Annotated in this window: 20 protein-coding genes; 16 read left to right on the top strand and 4 right to left on the bottom strand. The window is 68.1% G+C overall.

Annotated features, from left to right (window positions below; genetic code table 11):
• Positions 1 to 84 precede the first annotated feature (84 nt).
• The 7 genes from rimK (at position 85) to GTH22_RS03120 (ending at position 6,304) form a co-directional block, all read left to right on the top strand.
• Positions 85 to 1,482 (top strand): 30S ribosomal protein S6--L-glutamate ligase, encoded by a 1,398-nt coding sequence (gene rimK, locus GTH22_RS03150; protein WP_252943128.1) that lies wholly within the window; start codon positions 85 to 87, stop codon positions 1,480 to 1,482.
• Between the two features lie 102 nt (positions 1,483 to 1,584).
• A complete protein-coding gene (alr, locus tag GTH22_RS03145) occupies positions 1,585 to 2,634 on the top strand; it encodes an alanine racemase (RefSeq protein ID WP_252943127.1) in 1,050 nt (349 codons plus the stop codon).
• A 7-nt stretch (positions 2,635 to 2,641) separates the two neighbouring features.
• Positions 2,642 to 3,427, top strand: a complete 786-nt coding sequence (locus GTH22_RS03140) for an ABC transporter permease (RefSeq protein ID WP_252943126.1) — start codon at positions 2,642 to 2,644, stop codon at positions 3,425 to 3,427.
• On the top strand, positions 3,424 to 4,182 hold the full coding sequence (locus GTH22_RS03135) for an ABC transporter ATP-binding protein (protein ID WP_252943125.1): 759 nt from the start codon (positions 3,424 to 3,426) through the stop codon (positions 4,180 to 4,182). The genes GTH22_RS03140 and GTH22_RS03135 overlap by 4 nt, the downstream gene beginning before the upstream one ends.
• 77 nt (positions 4,183 to 4,259) lie before the next feature.
• Entirely contained in the window at positions 4,260 to 4,640 is a 381-nt protein-coding gene (locus tag GTH22_RS03130; protein WP_252943124.1) for a hypothetical protein, read from the top strand.
• A 206-nt stretch (positions 4,641 to 4,846) separates the two neighbouring features.
• On the top strand, positions 4,847 to 5,683 hold the full coding sequence (locus tag GTH22_RS03125; RefSeq protein WP_252943123.1) for a DNA repair protein: 837 nt from the start codon (positions 4,847 to 4,849) through the stop codon (positions 5,681 to 5,683).
• Positions 5,684 to 5,788: 105 nt separating this feature from the next.
• The gene (locus GTH22_RS03120; protein WP_252943122.1) at positions 5,789 to 6,304 is read left to right on the top strand and encodes a paraquat-inducible protein A; all 516 of its coding nucleotides are present in this window, start codon (positions 5,789 to 5,791) and stop codon (positions 6,302 to 6,304) included.
• Here GTH22_RS03120 and GTH22_RS03115 read toward each other — a convergent pair.
• Complete coding sequence (locus GTH22_RS03115) at positions 6,284 to 7,393, bottom strand: hypothetical protein (protein ID WP_252943120.1); 1,110 nt, start codon at positions 7,391 to 7,393, stop codon at positions 6,284 to 6,286. The genes GTH22_RS03120 and GTH22_RS03115 overlap by 21 nt on opposite strands.
• A 134-nt stretch (positions 7,394 to 7,527) precedes the next feature.
• Here GTH22_RS03115 and radA point away from each other — a divergent pair, with 134 nt between their 5' ends.
• From radA to purF, 3 genes are all read left to right on the top strand, one after another.
• On the top strand, positions 7,528 to 8,892 hold the full coding sequence (gene radA / locus GTH22_RS03110) for a DNA repair protein RadA (protein WP_252943118.1): 1,365 nt from the start codon (positions 7,528 to 7,530) through the stop codon (positions 8,890 to 8,892).
• 27 nt (positions 8,893 to 8,919) lie between these two features.
• Positions 8,920 to 9,534: a CvpA family protein gene (locus tag GTH22_RS03105; protein ID WP_252943116.1), complete on the top strand. Its 615-nt coding sequence runs from the start codon at positions 8,920 to 8,922 to the stop codon at positions 9,532 to 9,534.
• Between the two features lie 237 nt (positions 9,535 to 9,771).
• On the top strand, positions 9,772 to 11,229 hold the full coding sequence (gene purF / locus GTH22_RS03100) for an amidophosphoribosyltransferase (RefSeq protein ID WP_252943114.1): 1,458 nt from the start codon (positions 9,772 to 9,774) through the stop codon (positions 11,227 to 11,229).
• A gap of 125 nt (positions 11,230 to 11,354) precedes the next feature.
• Here purF and GTH22_RS03095 read toward each other — a convergent pair whose 3' ends face one another.
• Both GTH22_RS03095 and GTH22_RS03090 read right to left on the bottom strand, forming a co-directional pair.
• Complete coding sequence (locus GTH22_RS03095) at positions 11,355 to 12,593, bottom strand: sigma-54 dependent transcriptional regulator (protein ID WP_252943112.1); 1,239 nt, start codon at positions 12,591 to 12,593, stop codon at positions 11,355 to 11,357.
• On the bottom strand, positions 12,590 to 14,359 hold the full coding sequence (locus GTH22_RS03090; RefSeq protein WP_252943111.1) for an ATP-binding protein: 1,770 nt from the start codon (positions 14,357 to 14,359) through the stop codon (positions 12,590 to 12,592). The genes GTH22_RS03095 and GTH22_RS03090 overlap by 4 nt, the downstream gene beginning before the upstream one ends.
• A 47-nt stretch (positions 14,360 to 14,406) precedes the next feature.
• Between GTH22_RS03090 and GTH22_RS03085 the strand changes: the two genes are divergently transcribed.
• Together GTH22_RS03085 and GTH22_RS03080 are read left to right on the top strand one after the other, a co-directional pair.
• Entirely contained in the window at positions 14,407 to 15,588 is a 1,182-nt protein-coding gene (locus GTH22_RS03085) for a cytochrome P450 (RefSeq protein WP_252943109.1), read from the top strand.
• 29 nt (positions 15,589 to 15,617) lie between these two features.
• Positions 15,618 to 16,115 (top strand): hypothetical protein, encoded by a 498-nt coding sequence (locus tag GTH22_RS03080; protein WP_252943107.1) that lies wholly within the window; start codon positions 15,618 to 15,620, stop codon positions 16,113 to 16,115.
• Between the two features lie 113 nt (positions 16,116 to 16,228).
• Here the strand turns inward: GTH22_RS03080 and GTH22_RS03075 are convergent, their stop codons facing one another.
• Positions 16,229 to 16,699, bottom strand: a complete 471-nt coding sequence (locus GTH22_RS03075; RefSeq protein WP_252943105.1) for an Lrp/AsnC family transcriptional regulator — start codon at positions 16,697 to 16,699, stop codon at positions 16,229 to 16,231.
• A 138-nt stretch (positions 16,700 to 16,837) separates the two neighbouring features.
• Between GTH22_RS03075 and cysG the strand changes: the two genes are divergently transcribed.
• Genes cysG through GTH22_RS03055 form a run of 4 tightly spaced genes read left to right on the top strand, consistent with a single transcriptional unit; the run spans position 16,838 to position 20,951 of the window.
• Complete coding sequence (gene cysG / locus GTH22_RS03070; protein WP_252943103.1) at positions 16,838 to 18,217, top strand: siroheme synthase CysG; 1,380 nt, start codon at positions 16,838 to 16,840, stop codon at positions 18,215 to 18,217.
• Positions 18,217 to 18,519, top strand: coding sequence for a DUF2849 domain-containing protein (locus GTH22_RS03065; protein WP_252943102.1), 303 nt, complete (start codon positions 18,217 to 18,219; stop codon positions 18,517 to 18,519). Before cysG ends, GTH22_RS03065 begins: the two co-directional genes overlap by 1 nt.
• Complete coding sequence (locus GTH22_RS03060) at positions 18,512 to 20,179, top strand: nitrite/sulfite reductase (protein ID WP_252943100.1); 1,668 nt, start codon at positions 18,512 to 18,514, stop codon at positions 20,177 to 20,179. The genes GTH22_RS03065 and GTH22_RS03060 overlap by 8 nt, the downstream gene beginning before the upstream one ends.
• Positions 20,169 to 20,951, top strand: coding sequence for a phosphoadenylyl-sulfate reductase (locus tag GTH22_RS03055; RefSeq protein WP_252943098.1), 783 nt, complete (start codon positions 20,169 to 20,171; stop codon positions 20,949 to 20,951). The genes GTH22_RS03060 and GTH22_RS03055 overlap by 11 nt, the downstream gene beginning before the upstream one ends.
• The last annotated feature ends 1 nt before the right edge of the window (position 20,952 follow it).

The following is a 20,952-nucleotide window of genomic DNA, read 5'->3' as shown; positions in this document are numbered from 1 at the left end:
GCGATGGGTTACCAACGGCCCGAGCGCCGAATCCCGGACCGTCACACTCACCCCCTCCCGCCCCGCCAGCTTCAAGGACGCACGATGAGCCCATCCGAGCCCCTCGCCCCCCTCCAGTTCGGCTGGGAAGAATGGGTCGCACTGCCCGCCCTCGGCCTGCCTGCGCTGAAGGCCAAGGTCGATACCGGCGCCCGCACCTCGGCCCTCCATGCCTCCGAGATCGAAACCTTCGGCCCCCATGGCAAGCCCAAGGTCCGCTTCACCGTGCACCCGATTCCGGGCCGCGAGGATCTGACAATCCCCTGCTCCGCCACCATCCTCGACCGCCGCGAGATTACATCCTCGAACGGCGAGAAGGAGCTGCGCTACGTCATCGAAACCGCGATCGAAGTGGCCGGCCAGAGCTGGCCCATCGAAGTGACCCTCACCGACCGCTCCACCATGGCCTCGCGGATGCTGCTCGGGCGGCAAGCGCTGCGCGAGGGCATCGCCATCAACGCGACCGACCGGCTCTGCCAACCAGAGCTGGACTACGATGTCTACCACTCCCCCGCCGTGCGCACGGCCCAGCCGCCCCGGGCGCTGCGCATCGCGGTTCTCAGCCGCGAGAACAACTACTCCACCCGCCGCCTGATCGAAGAGGGCGAGAAGCGCGGCCACACGGTGGAGGTGATCGACACCACCCGCTGCTACATGGCCATCTCCACCCTCGCCCCCGAGGTGCATTACGACGGCAAGCGCCTGCCCCGCTACGATGCGATCATCCCCCGCATCGGCGCCTCCGTCACCACCTACGGCACCGCCATCGTGCGCCAGTTCGAAACCATCGGCACCTTCTCGGTGAACCCCGCCCACGGCATCACCGCCTCGCGCGACAAGCTGCACGCGCATCAGATCATGTCGCGCGCCAAGGTGCCCATGCCCGACACCGCCTTTGCCGCCTCGCCAAAGGACACCGCCAACCTCATCACCCTCGCCGGCAACGCGCCGCTGATCGTCAAGCTGCTGCAATCGACCCAGGGCAAGGGCGTGGTGCTGGCCGAAACCCGCAAGGCCGCCGAGTCGGTGATCGACGCGTTCCGTGGCCTCAACGCCAACTTCCTGGTGCAGGATTTCGTCAAGGAGGCGGCGGGCGAAGACATCCGCTGCCTCGTGATCGGCGGCAAGGTCGTGGCCTCGATGAAGCGCACCGGGGCGGAGGGCGACTTTCGCTCCAACCTGCACCGGGGCGGCACCGCCAAGACCGTGCGGATCTCGCGACTCGAGCGCGAAACCGCCACCCGCGCCGCCCGGGCCTTCGGCCTCGGCATGGCCGGGGTGGACCTGCTGCGCTCCGAAACCGGGCCCAAGGTGCTCGAGGTCAATTCCTCGCCCGGCTTCGAAGGGATCGAGGCGGCGACCGACAAGAACGTGGCGGCCAAGCTCTACGACGAAATCGAGCATCACGTCCGCCCCAAGCAGGTGCGTCGCCGCAAGTCGTAGGGCGGGACTTGTCCCGCCTTCCGGCGCCACCCCGGGCGATGCCGCGCCGCAGCACGCTTTCGCGCTTGACGCCGCCCCCCGCCCCCCGCAAAAACCGGCCCCATGGGTACCGGGCAGTTAACCATTGATCTCGACGCCATTGCGGCGAACTGGACCGCGCTTGACGCATTGTCGGGCAGCGGCACCGAAACCGGTGCCGTGGTCAAGGCAAACGGCTATGGCCTCGGCGCCGGCCGGGTGGCGCGGGCGCTGGCCCATGCCGGTGCACGGCGCTTCTTCGTGGCGCAGGCCGAAGAGGGCTCGGCGATCCGCAACGCGCTCGGGCGCGGGCCCGAAATCTACGTGTTTTCCGGGCACATGCGCGGCGACACCGACATGCTGGGCGATCTCGAGCTGATCCCGATGCTGAACTCGATCGACCAGCTCACCCGCCACCTCGAAGCCCTGCCCCAATCGCCCTTCGGCATCCAGCTCGACACCGGCATGAACCGGCTGGGCATGGAGCCCGGCGAGTGGACGGCGGTGCGCGACGTCGCCGTGCCCCGCAAACCGCGCCTGATCATGAGCCACCTTGCCTCCGCCGACGAGCCGGAGAGCCCGCAGAACAAGGCGCAGGTGCAGCTCTTCCGCGAACTCACTTCGGGCTGCGGCATTCCGCGCTCGCTCGGGGCCACCGGCGGCATCCTGCTGGGCGCTGATTATCACTTCGAACTCACCCGCCCCGGCATCGGCCTCTACGGCGGCCTGCCCTTCCGCGACGCCCGGCAGGCGGTGCAGCTCGACCTGCCGGTGATCCAGACCGGCGTGGTCCTCAAGGGCGAGTCGGTCGGCTACAACGCCACCTGGCAGGCCCCGGTCGACACCCCCACCGCCACCGTCGGCGCCGGCTATGCCGATGGCATCCTGCGCGGGCTCTCCGGCAAGCTGAGCCTCTGGGCCGATGGCGTCGAATGCCCGGTCTTGGGCCGCGTCTCGATGGACCTCGTGGTGGCCGACATCTCCGGCCTCAGCCACGAACCCCGCGTGCTCTCGCTGCTCTGCCCCGAACAGGGGATCGACGCCGTGGCCGCCGCCGCCGACACCATCGGCTACGAGATCCTCACCGCGCTCGGCCCCCGCTACGCCCGCCGCTATTCCGGCCGGGCGGGCTGAGCGGGCCTTGACGGCGCTCCTCACCCCGCTTGCCATTCTCGGCCGGGCCACCCTCGCGGCACTGGCCTCGGTCGGCCGGGTTGCTCTGTTTCTCTATGCCACCCTCAGCCACATCGTCCGCCCGCCATTCTACTTCAAGGAACTCTGGCAAGCCATTCTGAACGTAGGGTATTATTCGCTCCCCGTTGTTGGCCTCACCGCCGTGTTCACCGGCGGCGCCCTGGCCCTGCAGATCTACTCCGGCGGCTCGCGCTTCAACGCCGAGGCGGTGGTGCCCCAGATCGTCGCCATCGGCATGGTGCGCGAACTCGGGCCGGTGCTTGTGGGGCTGATGATCGCCGCCCGCGTCACCTCCTCCGTGGCCGCCGAAATTGCCACCATGAAGGTGACCGAGCAGATCGACGCGCTCGTCACCCTCTCGACCCACCCGATGAAATATCTTACCGTGCCCCGCGTGCTCGCCGCCCTCATCACCGTGCCCCTGCTCGTGGCCGTCGGCGATGTGATCGGCGTGATGGGTGGCTTCCTGGTGGCCACCGAGCGGCTCGGCTTCAACCCCACCGCCTACCTGCAGAACACCTGGAATTTTCTCGAGGCGCTCGACATGATCTCCTCGCTGGTGAAAGGGGCCGCCTTCGGCTTCATCGCGGCGCTGATGGGCTGCTACTACGGCATGAACTCCGGCCGCGGCGCCCAGGGCGTGGGCAGCGCCACCAAGTCCTCCGTCGTCGCCGCCGCGGTGCTCATCCTCGCCGCCAACTTCCTGCTCACACAGGCGTTTTTCTCCGTATGATCGAGCTGAGCAACGTTCATAAGTCCTTCGGAACCAAGGATGTTCTGCGCGGCGTCGATCTTTCGGTCGGCAAGGGCCGCTCCATGGTCATCATCGGCGGATCGGGCACCGGCAAGTCGGTGACGCTCAAGTGCATCCTCGGCCTCGTCGCCCCCGACCGGGGCAGCATCACCGTCGACGATGCCCCCGTCGCAGCCGTCAAGTCCGCCGCCGCCCGCGAGGCCTTTCTGGCGCGCTTCGGCATGCTGTTTCAGGGCGGTGCCCTGTTCGATTCGATCCCGGTCTGGCAAAACGTCGCGTTCCGCCTGCTGCGCGGCGCCCTCAAGCGCCCGAAGCCGGAAGCCCGCGAGATCGCCATCGAAAAGCTCCGCCGCGTCGGCCTCGGCCCCGAAACCGCCGACCTCTTCCCCGCCGAGCTGTCGGGCGGCATGCAAAAGCGCGTCGGCCTCGCCCGTGCCATCGCAGCCGAGCCCGAGATCATCTTCTTTGACGAGCCCACCACCGGCCTCGACCCGATCATGGCAGGGGTCATCAACGAGCTGATCCGCGAGATCGTGGTCGAGATGGGCGCCACCGCCGTGACCATCACCCACGACATGACCTCGGTGCGCGCCATCGCAGATGACGTGGCCATGCTCCACGCCGGCAAGATCCGCTGGACCGGACCAGTCAGCGAAATGGACGCCGCATCAGACCCTTACCTGACGCAGTTCATCCACGGCAGCGCCGAAGGCCCGATCGAAACCCTGCGCTGAGCCCGCGCCTCGGGCTTTCCGGCGCAAAACCTGCTAACCTCCGTCATCCGCCGCCCCCAGACCCGCAAAGGCGCGCCATGGCCCTGCTCCTGCTGATCCCGCTCCTGATCCTCGGCTTCGCGGTCAGCGCCGTGGCCATCCTTGTGCAACTCATCCGCCTGCCCCGCCGCGCCGCCCGCCTGCTCGCCCTCCTCGGCGTCCTGCTCCTCACCCTCGCCATCGCCTATTTCGCGGTCGAGGAATTCGCCTCACGCGCCTTGGGCCGCTGGCTGATCGAGCACAACTTCCGCCTCCTCGCCATCGTCAACGGCGCCGCCATCCTGCTCTGGACCATCGCCGTCATCCCGGTGCTGCACCGCGCAGGCCGGCCGCTCGGATGGGTCATCACCGCGCTCACCTGCCTTGTGTTCTCTGCCGCCATCGCCGCCACCCTGCTCAGCCTCACGGTGCCTTACTGATCGGTCGCGACCACGGTTGCGCAACTGCCCGAAAATCCGGCACGGCGCCCGTCACTGTCTCCACCGGCGAAACAATCATCCCACCCCATCAGCACTGTCCCAAGAGAAACAGATTAACCAAACGGCAATCCTCCGCTAAGCTACCCGTGCTGGGAAATTACCGTTTCGGTCCAGAGGTTTGGGCCACACGTGTGAAGGGGGATATCATGAACGCAACCAACGAGACGCCCGCAGACCGTCTGTTTCAGGCGCTGCGTGCGCTGTCACTCACCGCCATCGCGATGCTCGCCATCGGCCTCATCGGGGCGACGCTGCTTGCGGCCTTCGGGGTGCTGCCCTGGCTGGAGGCCTCCCTCACCTTCGGGGAAACCACCTACGCCAATGCCGGCATCTGGATCCAGTCCGGCCTCGCCGTCTTCGCCCTTGCGCTCTGCACCTTCCTGCCGGCCAACCGCCACATCCTCGCGCTGCAGAAGAGCCACCGCGACTTCCACCTCTCGATGGACGATATCGCCCGCGCCTACGCCGTCTGCCACGCCGCCGACCGCAACGGCGCATTCTCGATGAGCTCCGAGTTCGACGCCGTGCGCGAGCGCATGGCCTTCATGCGCCGCCACCCCGACCTGCGCGGCCTCGAGCCCGGCGTGCTCGAAGTCGCCGCCCAGATGAGCCAGGTCAGCCGCGACCTCGCCACCGTCTATTCCGACGAGAAGATGGAACGCGCCACCACCTTCCTGCGCCAACGCCAGGAAGAGATCGACGCCTTCTCCGACCGTCTGACCCTCGCCCAGAAGACCACCGACGAGATCAAGCGCTGGTCGCAGCAGATCAACGTGGAAGAGAGCATCCAGGCCACCCAGCTCGCCCAGCTCGAGAAGGACCTGCTGGAGCTTCTGCCCGAGCTTGGCTTCGACGTCGAGGAAGAGCCCCTGCCCCCGAGCGACAGCGAGGAGCGCAAGGTGGTGCCGATGGCCGCCAAGCCCCACCCCGGCAAACCCCATCCCGCCAAGCCACAACCGGCCACGGCGAGCCCCGCCGAATAGCGCGTCGCGGCCGCGGCGCGCGCGGGCCCAAGGGGCGGGAAACCTTCACATTCCGCCCCCCCGCCCCTATGTGACAGGCAACGCCCCTTGCCCTAAGGCCCGCCCTTGCAGCTCGCCCTCAAGCTCGCCAACCTCTCGCTTCTGCTGCTGTTTCCGGTCGCGTGGTTCGCGCCGCTGCTGCGCGCCGGGCTGCTGCCGCTCTTCGGCCTGTCGGAAATCTCGGTGATCTCCGGCCTGCAGGAGCTCTGGGGCAAGGACGTGTTCCTTGCCCTCCTCGTCACCGCCTTCGCCCTCTTCGCCCCCTACCTCAAAACCATCGGCCTCGCCCTGCTGCACTTCGGCCTGATGCACCGCAAGGTGCTGCCCGCCCTGCAGGTGCTGGGCAAGCTGGCGATGGCCGATATCTTCCTGATTTCGCTCTACATCGTCGTCGCCAAGGGCATCGGCGTCGGCCGCGTCGAGGTCGCCTGGGGCCTCTATCTCTTCACCGCCTGCATCCTCGCCTCGATCGCCATCTCCTGGGCCACCGAGAAGAGCCGCAAGCGCCTGCCCCCGCCGCGGCCCGCCGCCACGCTCCATCCCGCCGCGGAGCCGGTTGCCCTAAGCCCCACCGCCGAGTGACGCTTCAAGCCCCGCCGCGGTTTCCGGGCAGCGCTCGACCGCCCCGTCGGAGCTGCCGCGCTGGTACTTCCAGCCGGTGGAGATCTCCCGGCAATGGGCAAAATACTGGTCCCTCGCCCGCGCGATCCCGTTGAACTGGTAGCGCCCGACCCCATGCACATCCCAGCCAAACCAGCGCAGCGGCCCTCCGGGAACAATGCAGAACTTCTCCTTGCACAGCGCCTCGGGCACGTCCCGCATCACGTGCTGCACATGGCGCGGCGGCCCCTCCTGCTGCGCACGGCTCCGCCAGTGCCCTTGCGCCGTCACATAGCCCAGCCGGCTCTGCTCCGCCGCCTCGAAGATCGTGCGCCCGCCCCGGCTCAGGAACAGCTCGTCAATGTCGTTCACCGCCACCGCCGCGGCGCGCGGAAGGGCCCAATGCCGGGCAAGGTTCAGCGTGGCGGACTGGAAGAACAGCGCAATGTGGTGCGGCGGTTTCACCGCGGTCGGCCCGAAGGGCAGGTCCGCGCTCACGACCGTCGCGGCCTTCAGCCCGCTTGCGGCCAGCACCTCCGTCACCTCCTCGGGCGCATAGGCGGTTGAGCCGTTGTCGAACAGCACCACGCCCTCCGCGCCCTGTGCACGCACGTGGTGGCGCGCCCAGTCTGCAATCCACGCCAGATCATTGTCCTTGCTCTTGGTGGTCAGGCAGCGCAGCCCGTCAAAGACCGGGCGCCGTGTCATCACCGTGATGCGCCGCACCGCCCCGCCCGCAGCCTCCGGCAGCACAACCTCCAGAACCGGCCCCGGCTCGCCCCCCGAAATCCAGACCTCGTCATACCGCCGAAACCGCCGCATTCCGCGCCAGCGCAATGCCCCGCCCGCTCCGGCAATCCGCGCGTCCCGCAGAACCTGCGCCAGCCGCCCGAGCTTGGGGCACACCAGCACCACCCCGCCGCGCGCCCTCACCGCGCCATAGGCGAGCGTACGAAAGTCGAACATCGTATCGTAATCCGGCCCCCGCCCCTCGGTCGGGGCCAGCCGCACGCGCTCGAGCGGTGCGTCCTTCGGAAGCCTCAGCGGCTCCAATATCACTGTCTCGAACATCCCCCCGCATAGCCCGCCAGCCCGCCCCCCGACCAGCCCTGTTCATTTTCTTGCTCCAAATATCTCCCGCCGGAGGCCTCAAATCTCTTCTGCTGCCCCCTTCCCAAGCCGCGCCACAGCGGGCAAAAGGCGCCATGGCCAAAGCCCTCGCCTTCACCTGCACCGCCTGTGGTGCCTCCCATTCCAAGTGGTCGGGGCAATGCGATGCCTGCGGCGCATGGAACACCATCACCGAAGAGGCACCGCTGTCCTCCGGGCCCAAGGGCAAGGGGCTTGGCGCGCGCAAGGGCGCGACCATCCCGCTGGCCGATCTTTCCTCGCCCGAAGCCCCGCCCCCCCGCACCACCTCTGGCATCGACGAGTTCGACCGGGTGCTCGGCGGCGGCCTCGTGCCCGCCTCCGCCATCCTCGTCGGCGGCGATCCGGGCATCGGCAAGTCCACCCTCCTGCTCCAGGCCGCCGCCCGCTTTGCGCAGGCCGGGCAGAAGACCATCTACATCTCCGGCGAAGAGGCCTCGGCCCAGGTCCGGATGCGCGCCCGCCGCCTCGGGCTCGCCGATGCGCCGGTGAAGCTCGCCACCGAAACGAGCCTGCGCGACATCCTCACCACGCTCGACGCCGAGCGCCCCGACCTCTGCATCATCGATTCGATCCAGACCATGTGGAGCGACACCGTCGATTCCGCTCCCGGCTCGGTCTCTCAGGTCCGCGCCGCCTGCCACGAGCTGACCCAATTCGCCAAACGGCGGGGCACCGCCGTCATTCTCGTGGGCCATGTCACCAAGGAGGGCCAAATCGCGGGCCCCCGTGTGGTCGAGCACATGGTCGACACGGTGCTCTACTTCGAGGGCGAGCGCGGCCACCAGTTCCGCATCCTGCGCGCGGTCAAGAACCGCTTCGGCCCGGCCGACGAGATCGGCGTCTTCGAGATGACCGGCGCCGGCCTCTCCGAAGTCTCCAACCCCTCCGCCCTCTTCCTGTCGGACAACGAAAACCCCGCCCCGGGCACCGCCGTCTTTGCCGGGATCGAGGGCACGCGCCCTGTGCTGGTTGAGTTTCAGGCCCTCGTCGCCCCCGCGCCCGCCGGCCAGGCGCGGCGCTCGGTGGTGGGCTGGGACTCGGGGCGGCTGGCGATGATCCTCGCCGTGCTCGAGGCCCGCTGCGGCATCCCCTTCGCCGGAATGGATGTCTATCTCAATGTCGCCGGCGGGCTGCGCGTCAATGAACCCGCCGCCGATCTCGCCGTTGCCGCCGCCCTGCTGTCCGCCCGCGAAGACGTGGCGCTGCCCAAGGGCATGGTGATTTTCGGCGAGATCAGCCTCACCGGCGCCATCCGCCCCTCCTCGCAAACCGAAAACAGGTTGAAAGAGGCGCAAAAACTTGGTTTCTCCTGCGCAACGCTGGCAGAGGGGTCCAAGACGACCTCCAGCGGGGGCATGGACCTGCGGCGCATGGCAGACCTCACGGGCTTCGTGGGCGAGATGTTCGGCGCAGGCTGAGAGACCGGAAAGGCAAGAAGAGAGCACATGGAAGGCTTCACCATTTTTGACGCGGGCGTGGCCGTCGTCATCGTTCTGTCGGCGATCCTCGCCTACTCCCGCGGCTTCGTGCGCGAGATCCTCGCCATCGCAGGCTGGATCGGCGCCGCCGTCCTGGCCTTCCTCTTCGCGCCCCAGGCCGTGCCGCTGGTCAAGGAAATCCCGGTGGTGCAGGACTTCCTCGACAACTGCGAACTTGCAACGGGCGCGGGCTTCGTCGTGGTCTTCGCCATCGGCCTCGTGATCTTCGCCCTCTTCACCCCGCTCTTTGCCAGCCTCGTGCAGCGCTCGGCGCTCAACGCGCTCGATCAGGGCCTCGGCTTCGTCTTCGGCGCCCTGCGCGGCCTGATCCTCATCGCGATCGCCCTGGTGCTCTACGATTTCATCGCCGGAAGCGAGAGCCTCGCCTTCGTCGACGACAGCCAGACCGCCAAGCTCTTCGGCTCCGCCAAGGGGCGGATCGACGGCGAGATTGCCGACCAGGAAGGCGTGATGAACTGGTTCCGCGAGAAGTTCGAGAGCCTGACCGACCGTGCCTGCGGCGCCCCCGCAGCCGCCCCGGCAGACCCGACCGCCCTACCCGAGCAGCCCGCGTCCGAGTGACGCGCGGCCCGGGCGGCGTGCGCAACGCACCGCAACCGTGCAGCCCTTAAAAACCGGGCACCCCGCCCCCAAGGGTGCGCAATCCCCGCGCACCCCGCCGCCCCCGCGTCAATCAGGCGTCACTCATCCGTGACAAAGGGATGACAGCGCCCGCGCCAAGGGTTAAACGGGGGCCAACGCTCACATAGCCGGATTCGGAGCTGCCCCTTGCCCGACGATCAGCACGGCCAACCTGCCATGCCCCCCGCGCACCCCTTTGATGATGACAAGCTCCGCGAAGAATGCGGCGTCTTCGGCGTGATCGGCGTCGAACAGGCCGCCAACTTCGTGGCCCTCGGCCTGCACGCGCTGCAGCACCGCGGACAGGAGGCTGGCGGGATCGTCAGCCACGATCCCGAGCACGGCTTCAACTCGGCCCGCCGCTTCGGCTACGTGCGCGACAACTTCACCAAGGCCTCGCTGATGGACACGCTCCCCGGCGGGCTCTCCATCGGCCATGTGCGCTATTCCACCACCGGCTCCAAGGGCAACACCCAAATCCGCGACGTGCAGCCCTTCTTCGGCGAGTTCTCCATGGGCGGCGCGGCGATTGCCCACAACGGCAACATCACCAACGCCGGAGCCCTGCGCAAGGAGCTGATCGAACGCGGCTCGATCTTCCAGAGCTCCTCGGATTCCGAATGCATCATCCACCTGATGGCCCGCTCGCTCCAGCGTGACGTGCCCGCCCGGCTGGAAGATGCGCTGCGCCGGGTCGAAGGCGCCTTTTCCATCGTTTCCATGACCCGCACCAAGCTGATCGGCGTGCGTGACCCGCTGGGCGTGCGCCCGCTGGTGCTCGGCAAGATCGGCGACGGCTGGGCGCTGGCCTCCGAAACCTGCGCGCTCGACATCATCGGCGCCGAATTCGTCCGCGAGATCGAGCCGGGCGAGATGGTGGTGATCACCAAGGACGGCGTCGACAGCCGCCACCCCTTCCGCGCCAAGAAAAGCCGGTTCTGCATCTTCGAACATGTCTATTTCTCGCGCCCCGATTCCATCCTCGGCGGCCGCTCCGTTTACGAGACCCGCGAGGCGATTGGCCGCGAGCTGGCCAAGGAAGCCCCGGTCGATGCCGATCTGGTCTGCCCGGTGCCCGACAGCGGCACACCGGCCGCCATTGGCTTCTCGCTCGAAAGCGGCATTCCCTACGCCATGGGGATCATCCGCAATCAATACATGGGCCGCACCTTCATCGAGCCGACCGAGCAGATCCGCAACATGGGCGTGCGCCTCAAGCTCAACGTCAACCGGGCGCTGATCAAGGGCAAGCGGGTGATCCTCGTCGATGACTCGGTCGTGCGCGGCACCACCTCGCGCAAGATCAAGGAAATGATCCTCGATGCGGGCGCCGCCGAGGTCCACTTCCGCATCGCCTCGCCGCCCACCGCCTGGCCCTGCTTCTACGGGGTGGACACCCCCGAGCGCAGCAAGCTGCTGGCGGCCAACATGAGCGCCGATGAAATGGCCGACTACCTCGGTGTCGACAGCCTCAAGTTCATCTCGCTCGACGGGCTCTACCGCGCCGTGGGCGAGGCCAAGGGCCGCGACCCGAAAAGCCCGGCCTATTGCGATGCCTGTTTCTCCGGCGAATACCCGGTCGAGCCTGCCGACATGATCGAACAGGGCTTCGAGATGAAAACCGCCGCCGAGTAACGGCGTGCCGGCCACTGGCTGTCATCCTCGGGCCTGACCCGAGGATCTCCCGGCGGCCAACAAGAGATCCTCGGGTCAGGCCCGAGGATGACATCGCCCACCGGCGGGTCCGCTCCCGGCCGCTGCTAGCGCCGAAAATCCTCCGCCTTCAGCCCGTGCCGCGCCAGCTTGTCGTAGAAGGTCTTGCGCGGCAGCCCCAGCACCGCCGCCGTGGCGGTGGCATTGCCGTTCTGCCGCCCCAGCGCGGCGGCGATCAGCGACTTCTCCACCCGCGCCATCTGCTCGGCCAGCCCAAGCTCGGCGGCCTCCTGCACCTCGCCCGGCATGCCCAGCACAAAGCGCATGGCGGCGCTCATCAGCGAACGGGCATTGCCCGGCCAGTCCTGCGCCATCAGCCCGGCCAGATGTTCCTCGCTCACCTCCGGCTCCGGAATGCCCGCCTGCTCCGCCGCCTGCGCCACGTAGTGGCGAAACAGCACCGGAATATCCTCGCGCCGCTCCTCCAGCGTCGGAATCCGCACCTGCATCACATCGAGCCGATAGTAGAGATCGGCGGCAAAGCGGCCCGCCGCCATCTCGGCCAGGAGGTCGCGGGTGGTGCCCGCAATGATCCGCGCCTCCCCCGGCGCCTCCAGCCGATCCAACAAGACCAGTTGAACCGCCGCCGGCAAGGCGCTGATTTCATCCAGAAAAAGGGTGCCTGCGCCCGCCGCCTCAATGGCCGCATCCAGCCGCGCCTCATCGAGCGAGGCGGCGAGGCGCTTGACGAAAGGCTGCGGCGAGGCGGGCGACATGATGTGAATCACCTCGGCAATCTTCGCCGTCTGCGAGCCCGGTCCCCCCGTCACCATCACTTCCGCCCCGGCGCGTGCCACCGCCCGTACCTGCCGCCGCATCCCCTGCGCCTCGGCGGAATGGCCGAAGATCATCCGCGACGCCGCATCGCCCCGCTCCAGCTCCCGCTTCAGCCGCCGGTTCTCCAGCACCAGCGCCCGCGCCCGCAGCGCCTTTTCCACCGCGCCCACCAGCTCCTTGGGGCCGCAGGGCTTTTCGACAAAGTCGAAGGCCCCCTCGCCAATCCCCTTCACCGCCATCGGCACATCGCCCTCGCCGGTGAGCAAGATCACCGGCAGCTCCGCATCGCGCCGCCGCGCCTCGGCCAGCAGAAAGAACCCGTCGCGCCCCGGCATCCGGATATCGCTCACCACCACGCCGTCGAACTCCGGCCCGATGTGGTCTTTCGCCTCGATGTAGCTGCCCGCAAGGATCGGCTCGATATCGGCCAGCTCCAGCGTCTGCCCCAGCGCCTCGCGCACCGCCGCATCGTCATCCACCACCAGCACCCGCCGCGCCGCATCGCTCATGCCGCCACCTCCATGTCGGCAGGCTGAAGCTCCACCGTAAATTCCGCCCCGCCGCCTTCGCGGTTCACACCGCGGATATTGCCGCCAAAGCTCTGCACCAGCCCGTAGCTGATGGAAAGCCCCAGCCCCATGCCCTCGCTCGCCCCCACCTCCTTGGTCGAATAGAACGGGTCGAAGATCCGGTCGGGCTCGGCAATGCCGGGGCCGGTGTCGCGCACGACGAGCCGCACCGGGGTGCCGGGCATCACCGCAATGCCAAGCTGCGCGCCCTCGCGCCCGGCCATCGCATCAATCCCGTTGCTGACAAGGTTCAGCACCACCTGCTGAAGCCGCACCTCGCCGCCCCGCACCATCACCGGCGCCTCGGGCGCGGCCCAGTCCAGCGCCACGCCCAGCTGCCCCATCCGGCCCTCCACCATCTCCAACACCGTCTCCACCACCGCGCCCAGGTCGACCCGGCCGATCGGCTCGCTCTCCTGCCGGGCAAAGGCCCGCAGGTTGCGGATGATCCGGCCCATCCGGCGCGCGAGGTCGCCGATCCGGCCAAGGTTCTGCGCCGCCTTCTCCGGGCTGCCGCGCTCCAGAAAGCTCTCGGCATTCTCCGCAAAGGAGCGGATCGCCATCAGCGGCTGGTTCAGTTCGTGGCTCAGCCCGGCGCTCATCTGACCGAGCGCCGAGAGCTTGCCCGCCTGCACCAGCTCCGCTTGCGCGCGCCGCAGCGCCGCCTCCGCCTCCTTGCGCTCATGCACCTCGCCCTCGAGGCGCACATTGGCCGCCTGCAACGCCGCCGTGCGCTTCTCGACGCGCGCCTCCAGCACCGCATTGGCCCGCGCCTCCACCCCGAGCCGCTCCGCCAGCGCCCGCCGCCGCTCGCTGAGCAGAAACAGGAAGGCCCCGAACCCCAGGCAGAGCGCCGCCACCGCCGCCGCCGCCAGCGCCCCGAGCCGCAAGGCCGGCGAGAGCGAAATCAGCGCCTCGCCCCGCATCCCGATCACCGGCAGATCCTGCACCAGGTGCAGCGCCGCGCCCGGAATGTAGGGCCCGCCATCCACCCACCACAGGTCGCGCCCCTCGGCCTGCCATGGCCTGAAGCCAAAGAACGGCTTCACCTGCGCCCCCTCATGCACCGCCTCGCCCCCGGCCCCCTCGCGGCTCATGAACAGCAGCTCGGTGCGGTTGGCCACAAAGACGATCCCGTCACTGTCGGTAAAGAACACCGGAACCGGATCGCCCGCCCAGTCCAGCTCGATCAGCCGCAGATCGGCCCGCACCACCACCATCCCCATGACCGGCCCGGCCGGGGCAAAGATCGGCGCGGCGTAGGAATAGAGCCGCTTGCCGCTCGCCTGATCCACCCGATGGCTGCTGCCCAGCGCGCCCTGCCGCGCCCGCACGATCTCGGGGCCGTTCAGCAGCGCTGGCCCCTCGGCCTCGGTCGAGCCCAGCACGCGGCCCGCCTCGTCGGTCAGGTAGATGGCCGCGCTGCCGGTCATGTCGGCATGGCGCTGCAACAGGGCCGAAATCCACTCCTTCGCGCCCCGGCCCGCCACCTGCGCCCGCGGCTCGGGCCGGTCGGCCAGCGCCACGGCGAGCTCGGCATAGCTCTGCAACTGGGTCGTCAGCCGCTGCGATGTCAGCCGCAGATCGCTCTGCCCGCGCCGCTCCACCTCGTCGAGCGCCGAAACAAAGCCACCCCAGCCCGCCGCCGCACTGAGCAGCGCCGCCGCACCGAGGTAGAGAAGGATCACCAAAAGCCGTCGCGTCATCCCCAACCTTCTAGACAATTGCCGAGGCCTCTGAAAGCGTCGCCGCCATGCGCGCCCTCTCCCAATCCCCGACCGATCCGGCCTTCGTGCAGGACCCCTACCCCTTCTACCACCGCGCCCGCGCGGCCGGAGAGCTGTTCTGGTGGGAAGACTACGGCCAAGTCGCCTGCGCCGGCTACGCCACCGTGAAGCGCCTGCTGAAAGATCGCCGCTTCGGCCGCGAAATGCCGCCCGACCTCGCGCCCCCCGTGCCCGCGCGTCTGCAACCCTTCTACGATGTCGAGGCCCACTCGATGCTCGAACTGGACCCGCCCCGCCACACCCGCCTGCGCGGGCTGGTGCTGCGCGCCTTCACCTCGGCCACCGTCGAGGCCCAGCGCCCGGCGCTCGAGGCGCTCTGCGCCCGGCTGATCGAGGCCTTCCCCAGCGGCCCCTTCGATCTGATCGACGCCTTCTGCAAGCCGCTCCCGGTCATCACCATCGCCACCCTGCTCGGCGTCGACACCGCCCGTGCCCCCGACCTGCTGGCCTGGTCCAACGCCATGGTCGGCATGTATCAGGCCGGGCGCACGCGGGCGATGGAAGACGCCGCCATCGCCGCCACCCGCGCCTTCACCGCCTTCCTCGCCGACGAGATCGCCCGCCGCCGCGCGACCCCCGCCGACGACCTGATCTCCCAGCTCATCGCCGCCGAAACCGAGGGCGAGCGCCTCACCGCCGCCGAGCTGACCTCCACCGTCATCCTGCTGCTGAACGCGGGCCACGAGGCCACGGTTCACAGCCTCGGAAACGGGGTAAAACTCATTTGCGAACAGGGCCTTGAAGCCCATGCTTCATCCCCCGAGGAGGCCCCGCTTCTGTCCGAGGAAGTGCTCCGCTTCGCCCCACCCCTGCACATCTTCGAGCGCATCGCGCGCGAGGATGTCGAGATCTGCGGCCATGCCTTCAAACGCGGCGACAGGCTCTCCTGCCTCCTCGCCGCCGCCAACCGCGACCCCGAAGCCTACCCCAACCCCGACAGCTTCAACCCCGCCCGCCGCGGACCTTCCAACATGTCCTTCGGGGCCGGGCTGCACTTCTGCGTCGGCGCGCCGCTGGCCCGGCTCGAGTTGCAGGTCGCCCTGCCCGCGCTCTTCACCTCCTGCCCCCACCTCGCCCTCGCCGCGCCGCCCCGCTTCGCCCCGGTCTACCACTTCCACGGGCTGGAAAAGCTGCTCGTCACCGCCTAACCTTCCGGGCATTGTTTCAAGAGTTTTCCATGCGCAACGCCCTTCTTTGCCTCGCCCTCACCGCCCTTCCCGCCAGCGCGCAGGAGCGCGTGCTCTCCCCCGAGCGCGCCTCGGGCTACGACGGCATCCTCACCCAATGCGTCACCTTCACCCGCGCCCAATTCGCCAACGACATGTGCGCCCCACTGGCAACCTCTGTCGCCGGCATGGCCGCACAGGCGGGCCTGAAACACCGCCACCTTGGCCTGATCGAATGGGGCTTCGGCACCGACCAATACGCCCCGACCCCCGATGACCTCGCCTTCATCGCCCCGCTCAACCTCACCTTCTACATCCGCGCCACGACCGACCCCGACAGCGGCGCCGTCTGGGCCTCGCTCTACCGCGAAGTCCCCGAGGGCCGTCTGGTGATCTGGGAAGACTGGGGCATCGGCGCAGGCGAGCAATCGGTCATCCGTGACGGGCTCTCCACCGGCCTCGCCCGCAAGCTCGAACCGGTGTTCAAGGCACTTGAAGAGGCGAATTAACTACGCCCCATAACGTGTTTATTTTATTATCTTAAATCTCTCGTTGGGCGCGCGGGCTGCGCCCCCGCTCCAAACCCGCCGAAAACCGCAACGCGCCTCCGCAGCGCACCACCTCACTCCGCCCCGACAGGCAGCGCCGTGGTGCTCTTGATCTCCTCCATCGAGAGCAGCGCCGTCACGTTGTGGATCTTCACCTCCGAGATCAGCGCCTGGTAGAATTCGTCATAGGCCCGGGCATTCGTCACCTGCACCTTGAGGATGTAATCGATATCCCCAGCCAGCCGATGCGCCTCCAGCACCTCGGGGCGCACACGCAGCGCCTCGAGGAACCGTTTCTGCCAGTCCGCCTCATGCTCCGAAGTGCGGATCAGCACGAAAAAACAGGCCTCCAGCCCCAGCGCCTCGGCATTGAGCAGCACGGTGTTCTGCCGGATCACCCCGGCCTCGCGCATTTTGCGCACCCGATTCCACACCGGGGTCTTCGACGAGCCCACTTTCTTGGCAATTTCGTCGAGCGATTGCGCTGCGTCACTCTGAAGTTCCGCAAGGATTTTCCGGTCGATCCTGTCGAGGCGGACAGACATTCGCATTTCTCCCTGTTTGGTGGAATTACAGCCCATATAGGCAGATCGGTAGAACGTTTTTCCCTAACTGCCGCGAAGCACTGCCATTTACCAGAACAAAATTCTATATCCTTGGGCAAGCCACAGGAGTACGCCGCCATGCAGCATTTCCCGATCTTCCTCAACACCCGCAATGAGCGCGTGGTGCTTTCGGGCGGCGGCGAGGCGGCGCTGGCCAAGCTGCGCCTGCTTACCAAGACCGAGGCCGCGCTGCACGTCTATGCCGAGGCGCCCCACGCCGATCTCGAAACGCTGGCCGATGAGGGCGCCATCACCCTGCACCGCCGCGCCGCCCGCGCGGGCGACTTCACTGGCAGCCGCCTTGCCTATGGCGCCAACGAGGACGCCGCCGAGGATGCCCGGATCAAGGCACTGGCCGAGGCCGAGGGCGCGCTGGTCAACATCGTCGACGATCTGCACAACAGCCAGTTCATCACCCCCGCCATCGTCGACCGCGACCCGGTGACGGTGGCGATCGGCACCGAGGGCGCGGCCCCCGTGCTCGCCCGCGCCATCAAGCGCGATCTCGAAGAGCGCCTGCCCGCCTCTCTCGGCCTGCTCACCCGCATCGGCAAGAGCTTCCGCAAGGCCGCCGATGCCCTACCCATGGGCAAGAAGCGCCGCGACTTCTGGGCCGACTATTACTTCAACGAGGGCCCCAAGGCGCTGGCACAGGGCGAAGACAGCGCTCGCGCCGCGCTCGACACCCTTCTCGCCCGCCACCTCGACGAGGCCCCCGAGCCGGGCGAAGTCGCCTTCGTCGGCGCTGGCCCCGGCGACCCCGAGATGCTCACCCTCGCCGCCCGCCGCGCGCTGGATGAGGCCGAGGTCATCATGCACGACGGTCTGGTCTCCCCCGCGATCCTCGAACTCGCGCGCCGCGAGGCACTGATGATCGACGTTGCCAAGCACGGCTTCGGCAAGTCCACCCCGCAGGAGGCGATCAACGCGCTCATCGTCGGCCATGCGCTGAAGGGCGAAAAGGTCGTGCGGCTCAAGGCGGGCGATCCCGGCATTTATGGCCGCCTCGATGAGGAGATGGAGGCGCTTGCCCCCCATGGCATCGCCACCCGCATCCTTCCCGGCATCACCGCCGCCTCCGCCGCCGCGGCCTCCATCGGCCAGAGCCTCACCAAGCGGGGTCGTAACTCCGACCTGCGATTTCTGACCGGGCACGACACCAAGGGCTTCACCGAGCAGGACTGGCACGCGCTGGCCGCGCCCGGCGCTGTCGCCGCCATCTACATGGCCAAGAAGGGCGCGCGCTTCCTTCAGGGCCGCCTGATGATGCACGGCGCCTCCCCCGCCACCGATGTCACCGTGGTCGAGAACGCCTCGCGCCCCGATACCCGCATCCTGCATACCACCCTTGCCGCCCTGCCCGAGACGACCGAGGCCCTTTCCGGCCCCGCCGTCCTGCTTTATGGCCTCGCCCCGCGTGAGGCAGCCACCGAACTCAAGCTGAAAGCCGCCCAGTAATGCCCAAAGCCTTTACCCCCAAGGTCGTCACGGCCAACGCGCTCATCGAGGGCGACGTGATCTATCTCACCGAGTCCGGCAGCTGGTCGCGCAGCCACACCGATGCCCGTCTCTTCACCGAAGAGGGCCCGGCAACGGCCGCGCTCTCCGCCGCCGAGCTGCAAAGCTCCGAGATCGTCGGCGCCTACCTGGCCGATGCCGAAGCCTCGCCCAAAGGCCCCAAGCCCACCCACTTCCGCGAGGCCTTCCGCGCCACCGGCCCCTCCAACTATCCCCACGGCAAGCAGGTGGAAAATGTATAACTACACCGACTTCGACGAAGCCTTCGTCCGCTCCCGCGTCAGCCAGTTCCGTGCCCAGGTGGAGCGCCGCATCGACGGCTCGCTCACCGAGGACGAGTTCAAGCCGCTGCGCCTGATGAACGGCCTCTACCTGCAACTGCACGCCTACATGCTGCGCGTGGCGATCCCCTATGGCACCATCTCGGCCCGCCAGATGCGCCAGCTCGCCTATATCGCCGACACCTGGGACAAGGGCTACGGCCACTTCACCACCCGCCAGAACATCCAGTACAACTGGCCCGCCCTGAAGGACGTGCCCGACATGCTCGAGGCGCTGGCCGATGTGCAGATGCACGCCATCCAGACCTCCGGCAACACCATCCGCAACGTGACCTCCGACCACTTCGCCGGTGCCGCCGGTGACGAGGTGGCCGACCCGCGCCCCTATGCCGAGCTGCTGCGCCAATGGTCCACCGACCACCCCGAATTCCAGTTCCTGCCCCGCAAATTCAAGATCGCCGTGACCGGCGCCGAGGCCGACCGCGCGGTGATCCGCTCGCATGACATCGGCCTTCAGCTTCTTGAGCAGAACGGCGAACGCGGCTTCAAGGTCATCATCGGCGGCGGCCTCGGCCGGACCCCGATGATCGGCAAGGTGGTGCGCGACTTCCTCCCCGAAGCCGACCTGCTGCCCTATTGCGAGGCCATCGTCCACGTCTACAACACGCTCGGGCGTCGCGATAACAAGTACAAGGCCCGCATCAAGATCACCGTCCACGAGAACGGGATCGACACCATGCGCGAGCTGATCGAGGCCCGCTTTGCCGAGATCCGCCCCGAGTTTTCCGGCGTCGACCAGGAGCTGCTGGCCGCCATCAAGGCCCAGTTCGCCACCCCCGCCCTGCGCGAGGGCGACACGGCCGCCTACGACTCCGCCTATGCAACCGACCCGGTCTTCCGCGCCTGGGCCGACACCAACCTGGCCGCGCATCGCAAACCCGACCACGCCATTGTCACAATTTCGATAAAGGCCCACGGTAAGACCCCCGGAGATGCAACCTCCGACCAGATGCGCCTGATGGCCGAGCTGGCGGAAGAGTATGCCCACGGAGAGCTTCGCATCAGCCACGAGCAGAACGTCATCCTGCCCCACGTGCACAAGGGCGACCTGCCCGCGATCCACGCGGCGCTCTCGGCGGCTGGCCTCGGCACCGCCAACATCGGGCTGGCCTCCGACATCATCGCCTGCCCCGGCATGGACTACTGCGCGCTGGCCACCGCCCGCTCGATCCCGATCGCGCAGGAAATCGCCACCCGCGTCGACGAGCTGAAGATCGAGCACGAGGTCGGCGAGCTGAAGATCAAGATCTCCGGCTGCATCAACGCCTGCGGCCACCACCACGTGGGCCATATCGGCATCCTCGGGCTGGATCGCGCCGGCGTCGAGAACTACCAGGTCACGCTCGGCGGCGATCACACCGAAACCGCAGCCGTCGGCACCCGCATGGGCCCCGGCTTCTCCGCCGACGAGATCGTGCCTGCCATCGAACGCCTGATGCTGGCCTATCTCGACCTGCGCTCCGAGAAGTCCGAGACCTTCCTGCAAACCTTCCGACGGTTGGGGGATGCGCCCTTCAAGGCCGCCCTCTACCCAGAAAGCGAGGCTCGCAATGCCGCGTGATACCGTCACAGGCGTCACCGACGAGGTGGCCGAAGCCCGCGCGAGCGCCGAGGCCCGCGCACTGAACGAGAAGTTCGCCGGGGCCACGGCACAGGAGGTGCTGCGCCACGCCCTCACCGATCCGGCCATGGGCCGCATCGCCACCGTCAGCTCCTTCGGGGCCGAGTCGGTGGTGCTGCTGCACATGATCTCCGAAATCGACCGCGCCGCGCCGGTTCTCTTCATCGACACCCAGATGCTCTTCGAGGAAACCCTGCAATATCAAACCGATGTTGCCGAGAAACTCGGGCTGACCGGCATCGAGCAGATCCGCGCGCCCCAGGCCACCCTGGCCGAGGCCGACCCCGACGATACCCTGCACCAGCGCTCCACCGATGCCTGCTGCGACCTGCGCAAGACCGTGCCGCTCGCCAACGCCCTGCTGGCCTATGACGGCTGGGTGACGGGCCGCAAACGCTTTCAGGCCGAGGCCCGCGCCACGCTCGACTACTTCGAGAGCGAAGGCCCGCGCATCAAGATCAACCCGCTCGCAGGCTGGTCGGCCACCGACCTCAAGGCCTACATGGACGCCCACGACCTGCGCCGCCATCCGCTTGTCGCCAAGGGTTACCCCTCGATCGGCTGCTGGCCCTGCACCACGCCCGTCAAGGAGGGCGAAGACCCCCGCGCCGGCCGTTGGCGCGGCGAGGACAAGGAAGAATGCGGCATCCACTTCATCGACGGCAAGGTGGTCCGAGGCCCCCTGCCCGCGCCCGAAAGAAAGAGCGCCTGAC

Origin of the sequence: Oceanicola sp. 502str15 (assembly GCF_024105635.1) — a bacterium.
Lineage (GTDB): Bacteria > Pseudomonadota > Alphaproteobacteria > Rhodobacterales > Rhodobacteraceae > Vannielia.
Note: the sequence above shows the minus strand (reverse complement) of the source record. Positions and strands in the feature narration are given on the sequence as shown.